Source organism: Leisingera sp. M658, from assembly GCF_025144145.1.
Lineage (GTDB): Bacteria > Pseudomonadota > Alphaproteobacteria > Rhodobacterales > Rhodobacteraceae > Leisingera.
Genome location: NZ_CP083546.1, coordinates 2,162,177 through 2,179,755 on the forward strand (window position 1 = coordinate 2,162,177; position 17,579 = coordinate 2,179,755).

At 59.7% G+C, this 17,579-nt stretch carries 15 protein-coding genes and 1 pseudogene; 10 read left to right on the forward strand and 6 right to left on the reverse strand.

Features of this window, described 5'->3' with window-relative positions:
- Positions 1-135: 135 nt before the first annotated feature.
- From K3724_RS10810 to K3724_RS10825, 4 genes are all read left to right on the forward strand, one after another.
- Positions 136-1,800 carry an ABC transporter substrate-binding protein gene (locus K3724_RS10810; protein ID WP_259984654.1) on the forward strand — a complete coding sequence of 555 codons (1,665 nt, stop codon included), beginning with the start codon at positions 136-138 and terminating at the stop codon, positions 1,798-1,800.
- Positions 1,801-1,922: 122 nt separating this feature from the next.
- The gene (locus K3724_RS10815; RefSeq protein WP_259984658.1) at positions 1,923-2,975 is read left to right on the forward strand and encodes an ABC transporter permease; all 1,053 of its coding nucleotides are present in this window, start codon (positions 1,923-1,925) and stop codon (positions 2,973-2,975) included.
- 15 nt (positions 2,976-2,990) lie between these two features.
- Positions 2,991-4,205 carry an ABC transporter permease gene (locus tag K3724_RS10820; RefSeq protein WP_259984660.1) on the forward strand — a complete coding sequence of 405 codons (1,215 nt, stop codon included), beginning with the start codon at positions 2,991-2,993 and terminating at the stop codon, positions 4,203-4,205.
- 95 nt (positions 4,206-4,300) lie between these two features.
- The gene (locus tag K3724_RS10825) at positions 4,301-6,391 is read left to right on the forward strand and encodes an ABC transporter ATP-binding protein (protein ID WP_259984662.1); all 2,091 of its coding nucleotides are present in this window, start codon (positions 4,301-4,303) and stop codon (positions 6,389-6,391) included.
- A gap of 122 nt (positions 6,392-6,513) precedes the next feature.
- Here the strand turns inward: K3724_RS10825 and K3724_RS10830 are convergent, their stop codons facing one another.
- The 3 genes from K3724_RS10830 to K3724_RS10840 form a co-directional block, all read right to left on the reverse strand.
- Positions 6,514-7,977, reverse strand: coding sequence for a tetratricopeptide repeat-containing sulfotransferase family protein (locus tag K3724_RS10830; RefSeq protein ID WP_259984664.1), 1,464 nt, complete (start codon positions 7,975-7,977; stop codon positions 6,514-6,516).
- A gap of 70 nt (positions 7,978-8,047) precedes the next feature.
- Positions 8,048-8,422, reverse strand: a complete 375-nt coding sequence (locus K3724_RS10835; RefSeq protein WP_259984665.1) for a hypothetical protein — start codon at positions 8,420-8,422, stop codon at positions 8,048-8,050.
- A 117-nt stretch (positions 8,423-8,539) separates the two neighbouring features.
- Positions 8,540-9,124: a lytic transglycosylase domain-containing protein gene (locus K3724_RS10840; RefSeq protein WP_259984667.1), complete on the reverse strand. Its 585-nt coding sequence runs from the start codon at positions 9,122-9,124 to the stop codon at positions 8,540-8,542.
- A 43-nt stretch (positions 9,125-9,167) separates the two neighbouring features.
- Between K3724_RS10840 and K3724_RS10845 the strand changes: the two genes are divergently transcribed.
- The 4 genes and pseudogenes from K3724_RS10845 (at position 9,168) to K3724_RS23990 (ending at position 10,701) form a co-directional block, all read left to right on the forward strand.
- The gene (locus K3724_RS10845) at positions 9,168-9,374 is read left to right on the forward strand and encodes a hypothetical protein (protein ID WP_259984669.1); all 207 of its coding nucleotides are present in this window, start codon (positions 9,168-9,170) and stop codon (positions 9,372-9,374) included.
- The gene (ssb, locus tag K3724_RS10850; protein ID WP_259984671.1) at positions 9,358-9,882 is read left to right on the forward strand and encodes a single-stranded DNA-binding protein; all 525 of its coding nucleotides are present in this window, start codon (positions 9,358-9,360) and stop codon (positions 9,880-9,882) included. Before K3724_RS10845 ends, ssb begins: the two co-directional genes overlap by 17 nt.
- 300 nt (positions 9,883-10,182) lie before the next feature.
- Positions 10,183-10,299 (forward strand): annotated as a pseudogene (locus tag K3724_RS10855) (IS3 family transposase); the annotation flags it as partial.
- Positions 10,300-10,458: 159 nt separating this feature from the next.
- Positions 10,459-10,701: a transposase gene (locus K3724_RS23990; RefSeq protein ID WP_409201375.1), complete on the forward strand. Its 243-nt coding sequence runs from the start codon at positions 10,459-10,461 to the stop codon at positions 10,699-10,701.
- A 414-nt stretch (positions 10,702-11,115) separates the two neighbouring features.
- Here the strand turns inward: K3724_RS23990 and K3724_RS10860 are convergent, their stop codons facing one another.
- The 3 genes from K3724_RS10860 to K3724_RS10870 all read right to left on the reverse strand — a co-directional run bounded on the left by K3724_RS10860 (position 11,116) and on the right by K3724_RS10870 (position 14,273).
- Positions 11,116-12,519, reverse strand: a complete 1,404-nt coding sequence (locus tag K3724_RS10860) for a TRAP transporter large permease (protein WP_259984672.1) — start codon at positions 12,517-12,519, stop codon at positions 11,116-11,118.
- A gap of 5 nt (positions 12,520-12,524) precedes the next feature.
- Positions 12,525-13,175: a TRAP transporter small permease subunit gene (locus K3724_RS10865; protein ID WP_129370679.1), complete on the reverse strand. Its 651-nt coding sequence runs from the start codon at positions 13,173-13,175 to the stop codon at positions 12,525-12,527.
- Between the two features lie 81 nt (positions 13,176-13,256).
- Entirely contained in the window at positions 13,257-14,273 is a 1,017-nt protein-coding gene (locus K3724_RS10870) for a C4-dicarboxylate TRAP transporter substrate-binding protein (RefSeq protein WP_259984675.1), read from the reverse strand.
- A 492-nt stretch (positions 14,274-14,765) separates the two neighbouring features.
- On the opposite strand from K3724_RS10870, the gene acs reads away from it, so the two are divergent.
- Together acs and K3724_RS10880 are read left to right on the forward strand one after the other, a co-directional pair.
- Positions 14,766-16,727 carry an acetate--CoA ligase gene (gene acs / locus K3724_RS10875; protein ID WP_259984677.1) on the forward strand — a complete coding sequence of 654 codons (1,962 nt, stop codon included), beginning with the start codon at positions 14,766-14,768 and terminating at the stop codon, positions 16,725-16,727.
- A 7-nt stretch (positions 16,728-16,734) separates the two neighbouring features.
- Positions 16,735-17,421 carry an adenylate kinase gene (locus K3724_RS10880; protein WP_259984679.1) on the forward strand — a complete coding sequence of 229 codons (687 nt, stop codon included), beginning with the start codon at positions 16,735-16,737 and terminating at the stop codon, positions 17,419-17,421.
- The last annotated feature ends 158 nt before the right edge of the window (positions 17,422-17,579 follow it).

Here is a 17,579-nt window from a genome sequence, read left to right on the forward strand (position 1 = left end):
AACGGCATATCTCTGCCCGAATACAGCCATGGGGAAACTTTAATCCAAAACGCTAAACAAAAACGCCCGGCACACCGCCGGGCCAAAATCCGTTTCGCAAGACAAATGACCAAACGGGATAACAGGGAGACCTAAATGACCAACGACACAATCAACGGAGCACCGGTACACTGGGCCGCCAAGATGCACGCCGGAGAAGTGCTGGATGGCAAGCTCGACCGCCGCGAGTTCCTGACCCGCGCCACCGCGCTTGGTGTGACCGCAACGGCTGCCTATGGCATGATCGGCATGGCCGCACCGGTACAAGCTGCTGAAGAGAAAAAGCAGGGCGGAACCCTGCGTATCCAGACCGAAGTCCGCCCGCTGAAGGATCCGCGCACATTTGACTGGTCGCAGATGGCCAACAAGACCCGCGGCACCATCGAATATCTGGTTGAATACAATAATGACGGCTCCTTTACCGGCATGCTGCTGGAAAGCTGGGAAGTCAACGAGGACGCAACCGTCTACACGCTGAACGTCCGCAAAGGCGTCAAGTGGAACAACGGCGACGACTTCACCGCCGAAGACGTGGCCCGCAACATTGCAGGCTGGTGCGACAAGTCGCTGGAAGGCAACTCGATGGCCGGCCGTTTTGCGACCCTGATCGACGCGGACTCCGGCCAGGCGATTGAAGGCGGCATCGAAGTGGTCGATAGCCACACCGTGAAGCTGAACCTGCCGAATTCCGACATTTCGCTGATCGCGGGCATGTCGGATTACCCGGCGGCGATTGTTCACGCGTCCTTCCAGACCAATGATTTCCTGTCCAACGTCGGCACCGGCCCTTTCCTGCTGACCGAACTGGAAGTGGGCGTGAAGTCGACCCTGGAGCGCAACGACAACCACACCTGGTGGGGCGAAGCGATTTACGGCAAGCCCGCTTTGGACCGTATCGAATACGTCGATTTCGGCACCGACCCGTCGTCCTGGCTGGCCGCGCTGGAATCCGACGAAGTCGACATGCTTTATGAATCGGTTGGTGAATTCATCGACGTGATGGACGGTCTCGGCTACAAGAAATCCGAAGTTGTCACCATGTCTTCGATTGTGATCCGCACCAACCAGCTGGCAGAAATCGACGGCAAGAAGCCCTATGCTGACAAACGCGTCCGCCAGGCGATCCAGATGGCTGTCGACAACTCCGTCTGTCTTGAACTGGGCTATGGCGGCCGCGGCGAGCCAGCCGAAAACCACCATGTCGGTCCGATCCATCCGGAATATGCCGAACTGCCGCCGCAGAAGGTTGATCCGGCCGGCGCCAAGGCGCTGATGGAAGAAGCCGGCATGATGGATTTCGAGCATGAAATCCTGTCGATTGACGACGACTGGCGCCGGAACACCACCGATGCCGTGGCCGCACAGCTGCGCGACGCAGGCTTCAAGGTCAAGCGGACCGTTTTGCCCGGCTCGACCTTTTGGAACGACTGGGTGAAGTACCCATTCTCCTCGACCAACTGGAACCACCGCCCGCTGGGTGTGCAAATCTGGGCCCTCGCCTATAAGTCCGGCGAAGCCTGGAACGAATTCGGTTGGGAAAACGCTGAATTCGACGCCCTGCTGGAAGAAGCTTTGTCGATCGCCGACGCCGACAAGCGCCGCGAGATCTCTGCCAAGGGCCAGGCGCTGATCCAGGAAGAAGGCGTTACCATCCAGCCTTACTGGCGTTCGTTGTACCGCCACATGCGCGAGGGCGTTGTCGGCGCGGATATGCACGTCGCCTTCGAGCACCATCACTACAAATGGGGCTGGGCTGCATAAGCAAAGCCCTAACAGGCTCCCGGCACCCGCACCGCCCCGGATGGGGCGGTGCTTTCCAGCTAAGATGATAAGAGACCCGCACCTGCAGCCGGGTCCGATCCGCCAGACTGACAGGGGACCCCATGGGACTTTTCATTCTCCGACGTTCAGGCGTGATGCTGCTGACGGCCTTGTGCCTGACGTTCATCGTGTTCTTCCTGACGAACCTTTACCCGAACCTTGAGAAACTCGCCAAGACCCAGGGCAACTTCCGCATGTCGGACGAAGCCGTGGCCAGTTGGCTGGACTCCAACGGCTATGGCGGCTCCATGGTCTCAAAATACGGCCAATGGCTGGGTGTGCTGCCCGGCTGGACCCAAGAAACCGAAGAGGGTTTCAAAGGCCGGTGCATGACTGGCACCGTTTCAGCCGAAGTTGCCGCCGAAGCCTCAACCTTTTGCGGTATTCTGCAGGGTGACTGGGGCTATTCCACCCGTTTTAAAGACGAAGTTTCTTCCATAGTGGCAGTGCGTTTGGGCAATACCGGCCGCCTGATGTTCTGGGTGCTGGTCCTGATGATCCCATCGGCACTGATCATCGGTGTCCTTGCGGGGATGCGCGAAGGATCGGTGACGGACCGAAGCCTGTCGACGGCCTCAATCCTGACGACGGCAACGCCGGAATACGTGTCCGGGGTGATCTTTATCGCTGTCTTCACATCTTCCACCGTCGGTCTGAAATGGTTCAAGGGCACCGCCACCTCGGCGATGGATAATCCGAATTTCGAAAACTTCTTCCTGCCGGTGCTGACCATCGCGCTGTACGGCATGGGCTACATCGCCCGGATGACCCGCGCCTCGATGACCGAGGTGATGACTGCGCAGTATATCCGCACCGCCCGCCTTAAGGGTGTTAGTTTTCACAACATCGTTCTGAAGCACGCGCTGCGAAATGCACTGATTGCGCCTTTCACCGTCATCATGCTGCAGTTCCCCTGGTTGCTGAACGGCGTGGTGATTGTCGAAACCCTGTTCAACTACAAGGGCTTCGGCTGGATCCTGGTGGAAGCCGCAGGCAATAACGACATCGAACTGCTGCTGGCCGTCTCTGTGGTCTCAGTTGTCGTGGTTCTTGTGACACAGCTGATCTCGGACATCGGCTATGTTTACCTGAACCCGCGTATCCGGATCTCTTAAGGAAGGCAGCAGAGAATGGAACCTCTTAGCGCAATTGAAATTGCAGGGCGTATTATCTACCAGCTGTCTCCGGTTTGGATTTCCCTGGTGATCCTCTACGCCTTCTCGATCGGCTTCAAACGGCGGCTTGGCCTTTACGGCAAGCTGTTTGACAGCCCCATCGGCATGATCGGCTTTGGTCTGGTGATGTTCTGGGTGTTCACCGGCGTCTACGGCGCCATGGACATGATCATCACCCACGACCCGCTGGCACAGCTTTCCGGCATGAAGAACAAGGTGCCTGGCACGCCGCTGCGCAGCCCTGAAGAAGGTCAGTATGAATGGTATCTGCTGGGCGGTGACAACCTGGCCCGAGATGTCTTCAGCCGTCTGGTCAAGGGCGCCTGGGAAGTCATCAAAATCGCCCCGATGGCCGCGGTCTTTGCCTTTATGGTGGGGATCACCCTGGGCCTGCCCGCGGGCTATTACGGCGGCCGCCTGGACACGATCCTGTCGTTTGCAGCCAACCTGATCCTGGCCTTCCCGGTGATCCTGCTGTTCTACCTGCTGGTGACCCCGGAAATCGTCGCCACCGGTGTTCCGAACTATATGGCCATCGTGCTGTTTGTGTTCCCGATCATCTTTGTCGGGGTGCTGCTGAACTCGCGCTACTACACCCGGCCCAAGCTGCGTAACTGGCTGCTGCCGGTTGTGCTGGGGACCATCATTTGGTTCTATCTGCAGCTGGTCTCCAATGGCGGTTACCTGATCAAAACACCGGAATACGCGATCTGGGGCCTGCCCCGGGCGATGGATATGTTCGACATTCCCGGCGGTATCCTGGTGGTGTTTGTCTCGGTGGTCTTCGTCAACTCGCCCACAGTGTACCGTATCGTGCGCGGCCTGACGCTGGACATCAAAACCCGCGACTATGTGGCCGCAGCGCAAACCCGCGGCGAAGGGCCCTGGTACATCATGCTGTGGGAGATCCTGCCCAACGCCCGCGGTCCGCTGATCGTCGATTTCTGCCTGCGCATCGGCTATACCACCATTCTGCTGGGCACCCTGGGTTTCTTTGGACTTGGCCTGCCGCCGGAAAGCCCGGACTGGGGATCGACCATCAATGACGGGCGCAAGCTGCTGTCGATCTACCTGCACCCGGCGCTGCCGCCTGCCTTTGCGCTGCTGACGCTGGTTCTTGGTCTGAACCTGCTGGCGGACGGGTTGCGCGAAGAAAGCCTTAAGGACTGATCCGGCTGGGGGACCGGCCCACCCGGTCCCCCGCAGAATTGGAGCCAGATGAAGGGGTCCTTTTCCCCTCCCGCTCCAACAGGGAGAATAAGAATATGAGCAAAATAGAAGAATACGACGGCCCGATCCTTGAGATTGACAAGCTGTCGATCTCCTTCTTCACCCGCCTGCGCGAAATTCCTGCGGTGATGGACTTTTCCGTAGCCGTGCAACCGGGTGAGGCTGTCGGGCTGGTCGGCGAGTCCGGCTGCGGCAAATCCACTGTGGCGCTAGGCGTCATGCAGGACCTGGGCAAGAACGGCCGCGTTGTCGGCGGAACTATCAAGTTCAAGGGCCGCGACCTTGCCGAGATGAGCACCGAAGAGCTGCGCGACATCCGCGGCAACGAGATCGCGATGATCTATCAGGAGCCGATGGCCTCGCTCAATCCGGCGATGAAAATCGGCAAGCAGCTGATGGAAGTGCCGATGATCCACGAGGGCGTCAGCGAGAAGGAAGCCTACAACCGGGCGATGGAAGTGGTGACCGACGTGCGCCTGCCCGACCCGGAGCGGATGCTGAACTCCTTCCCGCACCAGCTGTCGGGCGGCCAGCAGCAGCGGATCGTGATTGCGATGGCGCTGATGTCGAAACCGTCGCTGCTGATCCTGGATGAACCCACCACCGCGCTCGACGTGACGGTTGAGGCCGCTGTGGTTGAGCTGGTGAAGGATCTGGGTAAGAAATACGGCACCTCGATGCTGTTCATCTCACACAACCTCGGCCTGGTGCTGGAAACCTGTGACCGCCTGTGCGTGATGTATTCCGGCGAAGCGGTTGAGCGCGGCTCGATCGCGGATGTGTTTGATGAAATGCAGCATCCCTATACCCAGGCGCTGTTCCGCTCAATCCCGCTGCCGGGCGCCGACAAGAACTCGCGCCCGCTGGTGGCCATTCCCGGCAACTTCCCCCTGCCCCACGAACGCCCCAACGGTTGCAACTTCGGGCCGCGCTGCGACTATTTCGAACAAGGCCGCTGCGATCAGGATATGATTATCCCCATGTCGCCGGTGCATGGCAACGACCGCCATGAAACCCGCTGTCTGAAGTTCCAGGAAATCGACTGGAACGCCCCGATTACCTTGGCTGAGACGAAGGAAAAAACCGCGCCTGGCAAGGTTGTTCTCAAGATGGAAAACCTCAAGAAATACTATGAGGTCGCAGCCAACGCCCTGTTCGGCGGCGGCGAGAAGAAGGTGGTGAAGGCCAACGAAACGCTCAGCTTCGAGGCACGCGAGTCTGAGACATTGGCCATCGTCGGTGAATCCGGCTGCGGCAAATCCACCTTTGCCAAAGTGCTGATGGGCCTGGAAACCGCCACCGAAGGCCAAATCCTGCTGGACAATCAGAACATCGAACAGATCCCGATCGAGGAGCGCGACACCAGGACTGTCTCGGACGTGCAAATGGTTTTCCAGAACCCCTTCGACACGCTGAACCCGTCAATGTCGGTTGGCCGCCAGATCATACGGGCGCTGGAAATCTTCGGCATCGGCAACTCTGAAGCCGAGCGTAAAAAGCGGATGCTGGAGCTTTTGGACCTGGTAAAGCTGCCCCGCGCTTTTGCCGACCGGATGCCGCGGCAACTGTCAGGCGGCCAGAAGCAGCGCGTGGGCATCGCCCGCGCCTTTGCCGGCGGTGCACGTATTGTGGTGGCGGACGAACCCGTCTCGGCGTTGGATGTGTCGGTGCAGGCGGCGGTGACCGACCTCTTGATGGAGATCCAGCGCAAGGAGAAAACCACGCTGCTGTTCATCTCCCACGATTTGTCGATCGTGCGCTACCTCAGCGACCGGGTGATGGTGATGTATCTCGGCCATGTGGTGGAACTGGGCGACACCGATCAGGTGTTCTCGCCGCCCTACCACCCCTACACCGAGGCGCTGTTGTCGGCGGTGCCGATTGCCGACACCTCAATCGTGAAAGAGCACATCGTGCTGGAAGGCGACATCCCTTCGGCGATGAACCCGCCGCCGGGCTGCCCGTTCCAGACCCGTTGCCGCTGGAAGTCCGAAGTTCCAGGGGGCCTGTGCGATAAGGAAGTGCCGCCTGTGCGCCAGTTGGAAGACGGGCATCAGATCAAATGCCACCTCAGCGACGAGGTGCTGGAGCGCATGACACCGGTGATCAAGGTTGCGGCGGAGTAAGACGCGAGAGCCTCAGCAAGTGTCTTCATCCACAGCCTAAAAAAGCCGGGGTCGAATACCCCGGCTTTTTTTAGCTTCTGAGCTCCGCTGATAGAATTCAACCAGTGACTGGTTGATTCAGCTCATACAACAGGACCAGTTTCAAAGCGGCCAGTCAAAGCCGCGTTTTTGTCCCAGCGCTCCCAGTTTTCGATCCACTCCTGCCCGCCCAGTGCCTCAACAAGCGGTTGCAACTGCTTTTCAAAAGGTTTCCATTTGTTCAGGCCCTTAATGTTGATTTTCTCTCGTACTTGTAGAAGCGATGCGGTATTCACAACGCTCTTATTGCCTTCTGGTGCAAGACAGGCATCTTCCCAGCCCAGCCCGCATTGCTGGAGCAAAACCGGGATTTGGTTCTCGGGATCAGTGACAAGCGCCTCATAGGATTGGACCCGCATCTGCGTCCCAAGCTTGGACTGGTAGTCCAAGGCCGAGCGGTACACCTCGCGTGTCATGCAGCCAAGCCAGTCCAACCTGCAAGTGAATGCCATGACCTCCTGGAAGCAAATCGAGAAATTCGATAGCCCTACATCCAGCGGGTGCCGCGACAAGAAAACAAACTTGCAGCCTGGCAGGAGAACCTGAGCCAAGGCCATGTCCCGGCAATTCATGGGCATTTTGTCGATCAATACCGGGCCCTTGTTCTGCCCGTTCAGAGCCAACTGAAAGTACATCTTGCGAAAAACTTCAATCTCCTGCTCCTCTAAGCTGCCGGCCCAGGACCAAACATCTGTGCCTCTTCCGACCTCGGCCGTATACTTGCGAACCTCCCGCAATGTCCGGGACAGTGCCTTGCTTTCGCCAATTGTTTCAACGGCAGAATGCCGTTGCAGGATTGCCTCTGCCAACGTTGTGCCCGATCTCGGCATGCCGCACACAAATATCACTTTGGGACCGACTGGATCGCTCGTTTCCGACAGTGCAGGTTTGAACTGTTGGATTTGACCGTCGATGGCACTTTGCAGTGCTTCGGAATGGAACCGGGCGCCCAGTGATGCCTTCGAGCGTGCAAAACAGTTGAAGGCGACTGAATGCTTGCCGTGACGCTTTTCAATCAGCCCAATGGTGTTGTGGACCAGAGCCTGATCCATCGGTGGCAGAGTTTTTTCCTGCGCAAGTTTCTTGAGGCGCTTGTACTTTTGGCCATTTCGCGAAAACGGCTCCAGGCCGTTCAGAGCCGACAACGCCCGGATCAGATAGGGGTCCAGTTTCAAAGCCGTTTTAAAGTTACCGGCAGCAGCTTCGATGTTGCCCGCGGTTTGCTGCATTGCCGCCAGCTTTGCCCAACCTGCAGCTACATCGGGCCATTGCTTCACCATCACTTGGATCAGCGACAATGCCGTTTGCACGTCGCCTAGCTGGTAATAGCTCATCGCGGTACGATCGAGCGTTTTGATGTCAGGCAACCCCGCCTTGACACGCGGTATCAATACAGAAAGCGCCTGCTTGTAGTGCCCCTCCGCCAGAAAACTGTCAACGCGCTCAAGCCATGGTTCAGGCCGCATCTCCACCTCAGATCCGGGAGGTTTGCGCACATGTTGGTTCATCAGCCGCTCCTTGGTTCTGGCTTCAGCATGAACCTAAGGGAAAGTCGGTAAAGGAGCTGTAAACAACCTGTCAGCTCAGCAGCAGCACCACGATCATCAGCAGGTTCATCGACGCAAACTGCATCAGCCGCGGGGCCTCTTTCCCTTTGGCCGCAGCCAACAGGGCAGCCGTTACCGAAGCGGCCAGGCCAGCCAGCGCCAAGCCGCCGCCGATTGCACCCGCAAGGCCGGTTTCCGGTCCCCAAGAAGATCCGGCCAAAGACATGCCCTTGAGGCCGGTGCCGATCAGAATGCCAACTATGGCACCTGCCAGGCTCAGCACAGCACTGCGCGGCTGCCGGGGCAGACGGCTGGCCAGGACACTGTCGATCATCTGCCGTGTCGGAACCGCGCTCGGCTGCCAGTCAATCCGGTTGATCCGCTCATCAAAGCTGTTGGTATACAAGCTATTCCCTCCAGAACTTGAGGGCAGATTCATAAAAATTTAAGGCAAATGCGTGACGCTATCACGGAGTTAACGGGGCATTAAGGGAACTTACCCACAGGTTAATGAAACGGCGCGTCAGCTGCCCCAGATCTTCTTCACGTAGTTCTGGGTTTCCTTATAGGGCGGCACCCCGCCGTATTTCTTCACCGCGTCCGGACCGGCGTTATAGGCTGCCAGCGCCAGCCGCCAGGACCCGAATTTGCGGAACTGCCGCGCCAGATACCGCGCGCCGCCCTCCAGGTTCTGCTGCGGCACCGCAGGGTTGACCCCCAGCGCCCGTGCAGTGGCGGGCATCAGCTGTGCCAGGCCCAACGCGCCTTTGTGCGATTTGGCGTTCGGGTTCCAATTGCTTTCCTGCTGCACCAGGCGCAGGAACAGATCTTCGGGCACACCGTGCTGGCGCGCCGCGTCCCGCGCCAGCTGCAGATACTGGCCGCGGTACTTGCCGCTATAGGGCAGCGTGCCCGAAGCTGAAGGGATCTGATAGGTCTTGGGCTGCAGCCGGGTTGAGTTCTTGTACTGGGTCGCCGCACGGCCATCCAGCACCCTGGTGTGGGCGGAAAACAAATCCCGCCGGTTCTTGGTGCTTAATACATCGGCGGCGGCAGGTTGCCCTGCCCCGACCATGGCAATCACCAACCCCGCAACGGCTTTGCGCATTTCCGCTGTCCCAACACTGTCCCACTTTGCGCAAATATAACCAATGCAGAAGAAATTTAAAGCAACACCGGCGCAATCCGTCATCATTGCAGCGCAAACTCCTGCAAAATCATCCCCAGAGAGCTGCTTTCCTCACCTTGCACAGGTCTGTACTGTGCCAATCAAGCAGCCCGGACGGATTCGCGCCGGACCGGTGCTGGACAGGACATTCAGGAAAAAAAGGACGGAACCCTATGGCCGGCTCTCTTAATAAAGTCATGCTCATCGGCAATCTGGGCCGCGACCCGGAGGTGCGCAGCTTCCAGAACGGCGGCAAGGTGTGCAACCTGCGCATTGCCACCTCGGAAAACTGGAAGGACCGCAACACCGGTGAACGCCGCGAGCGGACCGAGTGGCACTCTGTGGCCATCTTCAGCGAAGGTCTTGTGCGCGTTGCAGAGCAGTATCTGCGCAAAGGCTCCAAGGTCTATATCGAAGGCCAGCTGCAGACCCGAAAATGGCAGGACCAAAGCGGCCAGGACCGGTATTCGACCGAAATCGTCCTGCAAGGCTTCGGCTCCACCCTGACCATGCTTGACGGCCGCGGTGAAGGCGGCGGCGGCCAAGACGGTGGTGGCGGCGGCGGTTATGGCGGCGGCAGCCAGGGCGGCTACGGCGGCGGTTATGACAGCGGCCAGCAAGGCGGTGGCAGCGGCGGCGGCAGCAATTTCGGCGGCGGCGCGTCCCATAACATCGATGACGACGAAATCCCGTTCTAACGGGCTATGCTCTGGGAATGTGAAGTTTCTCCACTTTAGAAACAAAAGCAAAGGGTTGGCATTTGCCAGCCCTTTCACGTTACGACACCGCTGTTTCGTATTTCCCTTTTCAAGGAGATGTGAACAATCACCGTGACGATCCGCAGTTTGATCTGAGCACTGGATCAACCATTCCCTTGCTTGCCGCACCAGATGGCAAGTCATTGATCGCGCCTACAGTCTACATCCCTGCCTCCGTGGACCTGCAGCGGTTTGATGCCGCGCCTTTGACAGCATCTACTGCAACAAAGGAAACTGATTATGGGGCTGAAACGGACGGACAAGTTCCGCCAGGATGCGGTGCCATTTGCACTGACCTGCGGGCTGCCGCACAGGCAGGTTGCTGATGATACGGGTGTTGGTATGCCGACGCTGAACATTGAGTATATGCAGCACCATTGGTTCTAGCGTGCATCCAGCATGAGATCGGGAAAGCACAGCAGTCGGGGCCCGGCAAGACACAAGGTCACGGACTTGCCGTCCTGCAATGAAACATTGAGGCAGCGGAAACTGTTATAGACTTGGTTTGATGGCGACATGATCAGGGTCCCGCCACCGTCCGGAAACCATCGCCAGCAGCTTTTCTGCGACGCCGCAACCCAGACTTGTCTAATCTTGAAGGTACTGCCCGGCCTGCCGTGGCGGCACTCCACGAGCTTCGTGGTAAGTTTGCCGCGGATGGCCAGACTGGACTGGCAGGTGCCCGGCTTCAGCACGCTGTGCAGCCGTCAAAGGACACTGAAAGTGAGCCCGCCATATTATGGCGGAAACAGGCCCTGAACCTTCTGCCCCTTCTCGGGCTTTGCTGCGCAACACCTTGTCAAACAACGCATAACACCGGATCAGGACATCGGGCGGGTTATGGTCATAAAGAGACTCAACGGAATGGCCGGGACGCCTCACGGTGTCTCGGCACTAATTTTCGTGCGGACAGAAGTGTTGCATCTCCAGGTGAGTAAAGCACGGCTGCACAATCAGGCAGAGACGATTTCCAGGAGAATGTGACAAGCCAGTTTAATCCCTGAAAACCGAACGAATTCAAAATGATACTCTCAACCGCACGGATCCGCTACCGAGACCGCCAACTGTCGGTCTGCCTGGTGCAAGGGCGCAAAATCACTCATGCCGCGCCATATGGGCCCTTCGCCGCCGCCTGCCAAGCCGAACTGCATCGGCGGCCCTGAGCGCCCGCCCTTACCCCGCCAAGGACGGCAGGTAGAGCACAATTCCCGGGAAGGCGACCAGCAGCGCAATTGTCACGGCGTCGGCAATGAAAAACGGGGTCACGCCCTTGAACACATCTTGCACCGACAGGTCATCGCGCACGCCGGCCACCACAAAGCAATTGAGGCCAATCGGCGGGGTAATCAGGCAGAATTCGGCCATTTTCACCACAAGGATGCCGAACCAGATCGCGCACATGGTGCCGCTCATGCCGAATGCGCTGTCTGCGGCCGCCACACTCTCGCCGCCGTTCAGCGCCATCACCGCCGGGTAGACCACCGGCAGCGTCAGCAGCAGCATCCCGATTGCATCCATGAACATGCCCAGAACCGCATAGGCCAGCAGGATGCAGATCAGGATCACCATCGGCGGCATTTCCAGCGCGGTGATCCAGTCCGAAAACGCCCCCGGCAGATCGGCAAAGCCAAGGAAGCGCACATAGATCAGCACCCCCCAGATGATGGTGAAGATCATCACCGTCAGCTTGGCTGTCTCCAGCAGTGCAGACTTCAGCTCGGCCCATTTCATGCCGTTGACCAGCGCCATGCAGAACACCACAAAGGCCCCCAGCGCGCCGCCCTCGGTTGGCGTACCCCAGGCGTCGCCGCCAAAGGGATTGTAGACAAAGCAGATGATGATCACGACGACAAAGATGATCGGCAGCGCGCCGGGCAGCGATTGAAACCGCTGCCGCCAGGTAAAGCCGCGCACCGGCGGGCCGACGTTTTTGAACACCAATGCAATGCCCACGATCAACGCCACATAGACAATTGCGCTGAAGGCACCGGGGATGAAGCCTGCCAGCAGCAGCTTGCCCACATCCTGCTCGACGATAATGGCATAGATCACCAGAATGGCCGAGGGCGGGATAAGCGACGCCAGCGTGCCCGCCGCCGCAACAACCCCTGCCGCAAATTGCTTGTTATAGCCGATTGCCAGCATTTCGGGGATGGCGATGCGGGCAAAGACGGCTGATGTGGCGACGGATGCTCCCGATACCGCGGCAAAGCCCGCGGTGGCAAACACCGTGGAGACCGCCAGCCCGCCCGGCAGCCAGGCGATCCAGCGTTTGGCTGCCTCGAACAAGGCGCTCGTCAGCCCCGCATAATAGGCCAGATAGCCGATCAGGATGAAGGTGGGGATCAGGCTCAGCGCCTGGCTGGAGACCTTGGAGTGCGGCACCTGGCCTGCGATCTTTACCGAGACGGTCAGAGCCTTGCCAAACCGCGCCGGGTCATAGCCGAACTTGGCCCAGAAGATCCAGGTCAGGCCGATAAGGCCCGCAAGACCGGCGGCAAAGGCCACCCGCATCCCCAGCACAACCATCGCCAGCAGGCCGCCCGTGACCCACAGGCCGATTTCAATCGGTTCCATCTGTCTTACCCCTGCCCGCTGCCATTGGTGTCATGGCCTGCCAATTGATCTGCCTCTGCCGCCGCTTGTTCCGCAGCACTTAGCACCAGCGGCACCGCCACGGGCGTTTCCAGCCCCAGTACCAGCGCCCGGCCATAGCCCCAGATCTGCAGTATCAGCCGCAGCCCCAGAACCGCAAAGGCCACCGGCGCCAGCAGTTTCGCAGGCCAGATCGGAATGCCGATGTCGATAGAGCTGTCACGGCTCCACCAGGGGGCGGCAAAATCAAAGGAACGCAGGAAATGCGACCAGCTGCCCCAGACCAGGGCCAGGATCAGCAGCAGGATCAGCAGAACCGAGATCAGCTCAAACAGCCACATGGCCCGGCCCCGCAGGGCACCGACAACAATGTCCATGCGGATGTGGCCGCCGTCGCGCTGCACATAGGCAATGCCCATAAAGGCAATCAGCGGCATGATCTGTTCGATCCAGTCCACATAGCCGGGCAGCGGCGCGTTCATCGCATTGCGTCCGCCAACCGAGACCACCGCCAGGATCATCAGTGAAAACACCGCGATGCCGCTCAAAAGCGCCAGCAGGCGCTCCGCTTTCACTAACCGCTGGTCCAGCCTGCTGATCAGGCTGCCGTCCTCCAGCACTGCTGCGCTGCCTGCCATGCCCGCCCCCGTCTTTTCGTGTCATCAAAGGCAAAAGGGGCCGGACCTGAGCAGCCCGGCCCCTTTTGTGTTACGTCAGGATCAGCTGCCCGAGCGGTGATCGCTGAGGGTCTTTTGCACCAGATCATAAAGCTCCTGCGCCGGAAGGCCCTGGGCGCTCATGTCCTCGATCCATTGGGCGCGGATCGGGTCGGCAGCCACTTTGCGGAACTCGGCCAGCTGGTCGTCGGAGATGGTGACTTTCTCGACGCCCTTTTCGGCCAGCACGCCGTCCCATTTCTCCAGCAGTGCCCCGTAGTTGGCAAGATAGTGGCCGATCGCCTCCTCGACCGAGCTGTCGAGCGCTTCGCGTTCAGCATCGCTGAGGGCGTCATAGGCATCGGTGTTGACCACCACAGGACAGTTCACGGTGCCGGGGTTCAGGTTTGCGGTCCACCAGTCAGCACGGTTAATGGTGCCAAAGGCCAGATGCGCGTGCTGGGCAAAGGCAACCGTGTCCACAACACCGGATTCCATCGCGTTATAGGCTTCGGTGGCTGTTACCGAGGTCGGCACCGCGCCAACAGCCGAGAACGCCTTGCCGATGCCACCGGTGGCGCGCACCCGCATATCCTTGAACTCTGCCAGCTCGTCACGCGGCTCGCCGGTGCCGACGATATTGTACTGCGGCATCGGCGAGGTCATCAGCAGCTTGGCATTCCAGCGCGCCAGATCCGCCTGCACCGCCGGATGCGCGTAGACCGCATTGGCCACGGCCACCTCTTCGTCCAGCGTGTTCACACCCAGAAACGGCAGTTCCAGCACGGTGATCGAGGGGTTCTTGTCACGGTGGTAGCCGGCACAGAACTGCGCCATCTCAAACGCGCCGATGGAGATGCCGTCGAGGTTCTCCTTGTTCTTGCTGAGCCCGCCATAGCTGATGTTCAGTGTAAACTCACCGCCGGTCTTTTCACTGACCAGCTCAGCCAGTTTTTCCACATGTTCGGTGAACGCCCGGCGTTTGCCCCACAGGGACACGTTCCACTCGGTGGCCGCAGCCTCGCCTGCCAATGCAATGCCCGCGGTTGCCGCCACGGCGGCGGTCAGAAATCTGTTCATGATGTAACTCTCCCGAATTGCGCCCCTTTTTAACCCGGCATCGGGCCGGCACGGTGCGCTTGCCTGTCAGGCTAGCGGCACACAGCCCCCCTGCCAAGCCCCCGGCGGGAAAGATGACGTGGCGACTCGCAGCGGGGTGAAATGGCGGTTCCCAGCTCAAGCCGGCACAATATGCCGCAGGTGCAAAGCCGCCGGAAGCTGCGGCAGTACGCCGCTGCCAAGCCGATAACGGGGATAGAAGCCGTAAACGGCCAATGGTGGAATTTACAGAAAAGCCTATGAAAACATGCGGTGGTATGCGTTTGCATGCGCTATCATTTACAAGAACCTCTAAAAGCTTGAAATTCGTTTACAGATAAACTCTTTGATATCGGTGTTTTATTCACAAATTTTCAATCTGCGGTATTATCTAGCCCCAGGAGGAAACGGTTTGACAGCCACGGCACAGCGTTGTCGTTTGTCTTGCCAATAAAATTTCTGGGAGGAAATCGAATGAACGCGTTGCACGCAGACGCTGTCTATCCGCCGTCCGACGAAACCGTTGCCCGGGCGCATGTGACTGCCGCCAAGTATCAAGAGATGTATGACGCCTCGCTAACTGACCCGGACGGGTTCTGGGGCGAACAGGGCAAGCGCATCGACTGGATCAAGCCTTTCACCCAGGTGAAAGATGTGAACTACAGCTTCGGCAACGTCTCGATCAACTGGTACGCCGACGGCACCCTGAACGTTTCTGCCAACTGTATCGACCGCCATCTGGAAACCCGCGGCGACCAGACCGCGATCATCTGGGAACCGGACAGCCCCGAAGAAGCGGCGCAGCATATCTCCTATAAGGAGCTGCACCGCCGCACCTGCCGGATGGCCAACATCCTGGAATCGATGGGCGTGCGCAAAGGCGACCGGGTGGTGATCTACCTGCCGATGATCCCCGAAGCAGCCTATGCGATGCTGGCCTGCGCCCGGATCGGCGCCATTCATTCGATTGTCTTTGCCGGTTTCTCCCCCGACGCACTGGCGGCCCGGATCAATGGCTGCGACGCCAAGGTTGTGATCACCGCCGACGAGGCCCCCCGCGGTGGCCGCAAGACGGCGCTGAAATCCAACGCCGACGCCGCGTTGCTGCACACCAAGGATACGGTGAAATGCCTGGTGGTCAAACGCACCGGAGGCCAGACCACCTGGGTCGATGGGCGCGACTTTGATTACAACGAGATGGCACTGGAAGCAGAGGATTACTGCGCGCCCGCCGAGATGAACGCCGAAGATCCGCTGTTCATCCTCTACACTTCCGGCTCCACCGGCCAGCCCAAGGGCGTTGTGCATACTTCCGGCGGCTACCTGGCCTATGCCGCCATGACCCATGAGATCACATTCGATTACCACGATGGCGACATCTACTGGTGCACCGCGGATGTGGGCTGGGTCACCGGCCACAGCTATATCGTCTATGGGCCGCTCGCGAATGGCGCCACCACGCTGATGTTCGAGGGCGTGCCGACCTACCCCGATGCCTCCCGCTTCTGGCAGGTCTGTGAAAAGCATAAAGTCAACCAGTTCTACACCGCCCCCACCGCCCTGCGGGCACTGATGGGCCAGGGCAACGAATGGGTTGAGAAATGCGATCTGAGCGATCTCAAGGTGCTGGGCACCGTGGGCGAGCCGATCAACCCGGAAGCTTGGAACTGGTACAATGAGGTCGTCGGCAAAGGCAAATGCCCGATCGTCGACACTTGGTGGCAGACTGAGACCGGCGGCCACCTGATGACGCCGCTGCCGGGTGCCCATGCGATGAAGCCAGGTGCCGCGATGAAGCCCTTCTTCGGCATCCAGCCGGTGGTCCTGGACCCGGCCAGCGGTGTCGAGATCACCGGCAACGGCGTTGAGGGCGTGCTGTGCATCAAAGACAGTTGGCCGGGCCAGATGCGCACCGTCTGGGGCGACCATGAACGGTTCGAGAAGACGTATTTCTCGGACTACAAGGGCTATTACTTCACCGGTGACGGCTGCCGCCGTGACGAGGACGGCGACTACTGGATCACCGGCCGCGTCGATGACGTGATCAACGTCTCCGGCCACCGCATGGGCACGGCTGAGGTCGAAAGCGCGCTGGTGGCCCATGCCGCCGTGGCCGAGGCCGCCGTGGTCGGCTATCCGCATGAGATCAAGGGCCAGGGCATCTATTGCTATGTGACCCTGATGAACGACCGCGAACCCTCGGATGAGCTGGTAAAGGAGCTGCGCACCTGGGTGCGGACCGAGATCGGGCCGATTGCCTCGCCGGATGTCATTCAATGGGCACCGGGCCTGCCGAAAACCCGTTCCGGCAAGATCATGCGCCGCATCCTGCGCAAGATTGCCGAGAATGACTTCGGCAGCCTGGGCGACACCTCGACCCTCGCCGATCCGTCGGTGGTCGATGACCTGATCCAAAACCGTGCGAACAAGGGGTGATTGACCTATGAATATGGCAGTATTGACCCGTCCCGCCGTTCTGATCCTGCTGGGCCCTCCGGGGGCCGGCAAGGGCACCCAGGCGCGGATGCTTGAAGAAAAATTCGGCTATGTGCAGCTGTCGACCGGCGACCTGCTGCGCGAAGCCGTTGCCGCGGGCACCCCGGCAGGCCTGGCCGCCAAGGCCGTGATGGAAGCAGGCCAGCTGGTCAGCGACGAGATTGTGATCAACATCCTGCGCGACCGTCTGACAGAACCTGATTGCACCAAGGGCGTTATCCTTGACGGCTTCCCCCGCACCACCGTGCAGGCTGCCGCACTGGACGAGCTGCTGGCGGAAACCCAGCAAAAGATCAACGCCGCGATCAGCCTTGAGGTGGACGACGCCGCCATGGTGACACGGATCTCGGGCCGCTACACCTGCGGCGGCTGCGGCGAGGGCTATCACGACAGCTTCAAGCAGCCCGCCGAGGCCGGGAAATGCGACAAATGCGGCAGCACAGAGATGAAACGCCGCGCCGACGACAACGCGGAAACCGTTGCCAGCCGGCTGGAGGCCTATCACGCGCAGACCGCGCCGCTGATTGACTACTACCGCGGCAAGGACGTGCTGCAGACAACAAATGCCATGGGCGATATCGCGGATATTGCCCGGGACATGGCGGCCATCGTGACCACGGCCACCGGCCAATAACCAAGAAACGGGGCCTGCCTGACCCGGCAGGACCCCGTCCCCGGACATTTGAATACCCGAAGGCACCGCCTTGGCGGACCAGAGGAGGCATGCCTGCACGCCGTGACCACGGCCGCAGGCAAACGGAGAGAGTCTGCCCGGCGCCGCGTGCGCAAAGC

Bases quoted from the DNA above. Each gene is read 5' to 3' on its own strand.
- K3724_RS10810 (WP_259984654.1), top strand. From the start codon at position 136: ATGACCAACGACACAATCAACGGAGCACCGGTACACTGGGCCGCCAAG.
- K3724_RS10815 (WP_259984658.1), top strand. From the start codon at position 1,923: ATGGGACTTTTCATTCTCCGACGTTCAGGCGTGATGCTGCTGACGGCC.
- K3724_RS10820 (WP_259984660.1), top strand. From the start codon at position 2,991: ATGGAACCTCTTAGCGCAATTGAAATTGCAGGGCGTATTATCTACCAG.
- K3724_RS10825 (WP_259984662.1), top strand. From the start codon at position 4,301: ATGAGCAAAATAGAAGAATACGACGGCCCGATCCTTGAGATTGACAAG.
- K3724_RS10830 (WP_259984664.1), bottom strand. From the start codon at position 7,977: ATGAACCAACATGTGCGCAAACCTCCCGGATCTGAGGTGGAGATGCGG.
- K3724_RS10840 (WP_259984667.1), bottom strand. From the start codon at position 9,124: ATGCGCAAAGCCGTTGCGGGGTTGGTGATTGCCATGGTCGGGGCAGGG.
- K3724_RS10845 (WP_259984669.1), top strand. From the start codon at position 9,168: ATGCAGAAGAAATTTAAAGCAACACCGGCGCAATCCGTCATCATTGCA.
- ssb (WP_259984671.1), top strand. From the start codon at position 9,358: ATGGCCGGCTCTCTTAATAAAGTCATGCTCATCGGCAATCTGGGCCGC.
- K3724_RS23990 (WP_409201375.1), top strand. From the start codon at position 10,459: ATGATCAGGGTCCCGCCACCGTCCGGAAACCATCGCCAGCAGCTTTTC.
- K3724_RS10860 (WP_259984672.1), bottom strand. From the start codon at position 12,519: ATGGAACCGATTGAAATCGGCCTGTGGGTCACGGGCGGCCTGCTGGCG.
- K3724_RS10865 (WP_129370679.1), bottom strand. From the start codon at position 13,175: ATGGCAGGCAGCGCAGCAGTGCTGGAGGACGGCAGCCTGATCAGCAGG.
- K3724_RS10870 (WP_259984675.1), bottom strand. From the start codon at position 14,273: ATGAACAGATTTCTGACCGCCGCCGTGGCGGCAACCGCGGGCATTGCA.
- acs (WP_259984677.1), top strand. From the start codon at position 14,766: ATGAACGCGTTGCACGCAGACGCTGTCTATCCGCCGTCCGACGAAACC.
- K3724_RS10880 (WP_259984679.1), top strand. From the start codon at position 16,735: ATGAATATGGCAGTATTGACCCGTCCCGCCGTTCTGATCCTGCTGGGC.